The following is a 2,266-nucleotide window of genomic DNA, read 5'->3' on the forward strand; positions in this document are numbered from 1 at the left end:
GTTATTAATCACAATAATCCAAATAGCCCTAACGCTCAATTTACTCCTGAACTACTGTCTAATGGCAACTATGGTCTCAAGAATACAGAAAAATATGTCCGAAAACTATCATTTTTTCCTTTTTTCCTTTTTTTTCAATATTTACACCTTCTATCCGAGATAACTAGCTTTCTTGCTCCTCCCTTCTCTCCGAGATAACTAAATATTTCTTCCTTCTTCCTTCTTCCTTCTTCCTTCTTCCTTCTTTTATATTCCTGATAAAAATGGTTTAGCTAAGAATAAACTACAGATTGATTTAGCATCTACAAATTCTCCCTCAAAAATAGCTTTTTCTAATTCTTGAGGAGTCATTAAAACTGTTTCCATATCTTCATCAATATCTTGTGCCGGAGGATTTTCTAACTTCTCCAAATCTTCTGCCAAAAAAGCATAAATAAATTCATCTGAGTATCCGGGAGCAAGAGGAAACTCTCCTAACTTTTGCCATTTATTTGCTCGATAACCTGTTTCTTCTTCTATTTCTCGTTTAACAGTCTCAGCAGGATTTTCATTTTCCTCTATCGTACCTGCGGGAAATTCTAAAAGTCTACCTTGAACAGCAAATCTATATTGTTTTACTAATACTAATTTTCCATCTGAAGTAACAGGAATACATAAAGCTCCTCCCGGATGACGGATACATTCCCAGTCTCCTTCAACTCCATTAGGTAGACGCAGATAGTTAACATCAAAGTTAAATTTTCTGCCTTTATATAAGAGACGTTGTTTAATAATTTCAGGTGGTTCTTGATTTGACATAAAATATAATAAACTAAGTTTTAACTATAATATCATCTACAGGTTAAATGGTTAAAGTTGATAATTATAGATACTCTCTATAATTTAATTTATTTTTTATTTATCCATAAATCAAGAAAATTATATTATGCGGAATCGCCGAAATTTNCAAAGTTAAATTTTCTGCCTTTATATAAGAGACGTTGTTTAATAATTTCAGGTGGTTCTTGATTTGACATAAAATATAATAAACTAAGTTTTAACTATAATATCATCTACAGGTTAAATGGTTAAAGTTGATAATTATAGATACTCTCTATAATTTAATTTATTTTTTATTTATCCATAAATCAAGAAAATTATATTATGAGGAATCGCCGAAATTTTATAAAATCTTTAGGTGTAGCAGGACTTGGTTTAAGTGGCAGTTTATTGTTGCACAAAGATATTGCGAGGACAAAAAAAATAAATATTAGTAATCCCTCAGAAAATACTTTTACATTTGAAACCTTTAAGATCGATATGAGAGGTAATAAAATTAAAATTCAACGTCTAAAAGTGCCTTTTATTAAAGAGTATTTAGATGGTGAAATATTTATAGAAATGGTATCAATTCCCAATGGTACTTTTCAGATGGGTTCTCCAGAAACTGAGGCTAAAAGATTGCCAAATGAAAGTCCTCAACATCAAGTTACTATTACCTCATTTTTTATGAGTAAATATCCGATAAATCAAGAACAATGGCAAATTGTAGCATCAAAATTTCCCAAAATAAATATACCTTTAAATCCTAATATATCTAAATTTAAAGGTAAATATTTACCAGTAGAAAGTATATCATGGTATGAAGCTAGTGAATTTTGTGCCAGAGTGTCTCAAAAAACAGCTAAAAACTATCGTTTACCTAGTGAATCAGAATGGGAATATGCCTGTCGTGCAAATACAAATACTCCTTTTTATTTTGGTGAAACAATTACAACTAATCTAGCTAATTATAATGGAAATTCTAATTATGGAGAAATTTCCACAGGAGTATGGCGTGGTCAAACTACACAAGTTGATAGCTTCCCAGGGAATGCTTTTGGTTTATATGATATGCACGGAAATGTTTGGGAATGGTGTGCTGATGATTGGCATAGTAATTACAATTTTGCACCATCAGACGGCATTATTTGGAAATCTGAATCAAAAAGTTTATATAAAGTTTTAAGGGGAGGTTCTTGGAATATTGGTGCAAGGCGTTGTCGTAGTGCTTCTCGTTATGCTTTAATTCCTGATAGTAAGGATAATTTTTTAGGATTTCGGGTAGTTTATTGAAGAATTTTGTAGATTCCAAATAATGTTTTTAGGTTGAAGGTTTTAGATCAAATTTTATCTATAAGCTATAGTATATTTCTTAACACTGAAATTTTTTTATAGCGTAGGGATAATATCAATTATGAAAGAGTTACCTGAGAATCAAACAAAGATATTTACTAAAATAATATGG

The 2,266-nt window shown here is 30.6% G+C and carries 3 protein-coding genes; 2 read left to right on the plus strand and 1 reads right to left on the minus strand.

Features of this window, described 5'->3' with window-relative positions; translation table 11 throughout:
- The coding region (locus AFK68_RS37895; protein ID WP_210407158.1) for a hypothetical protein at nucleotides 1-198 on the plus strand (198 nt) is incomplete at its 5' end.
- 48 nt (nucleotides 199-246) lie between these two features.
- Here AFK68_RS37895 and AFK68_RS01030 read toward each other — a convergent pair.
- Entirely contained in the window at nucleotides 247-798 is a 552-nt protein-coding gene (locus tag AFK68_RS01030; protein ID WP_094670936.1) for an NUDIX hydrolase, read from the minus strand.
- 345 nt (nucleotides 799-1,143) lie between these two features.
- Between AFK68_RS01030 and AFK68_RS01035 the strand changes: the two genes are divergently transcribed.
- Nucleotides 1,144-2,094 carry a formylglycine-generating enzyme family protein gene (locus AFK68_RS01035; RefSeq protein ID WP_094670938.1) on the plus strand — a complete coding sequence of 317 codons (951 nt, stop codon included), beginning with the start codon at nucleotides 1,144-1,146 and terminating at the stop codon, nucleotides 2,092-2,094.
- Nucleotides 2,095-2,266: the final 172 nt, after the last annotated feature.

The organism is Hydrocoleum sp. CS-953 (assembly GCF_002260545.1).
Lineage (GTDB): Bacteria > Cyanobacteriota > Cyanobacteriia > Cyanobacteriales > Microcoleaceae > Trichodesmium.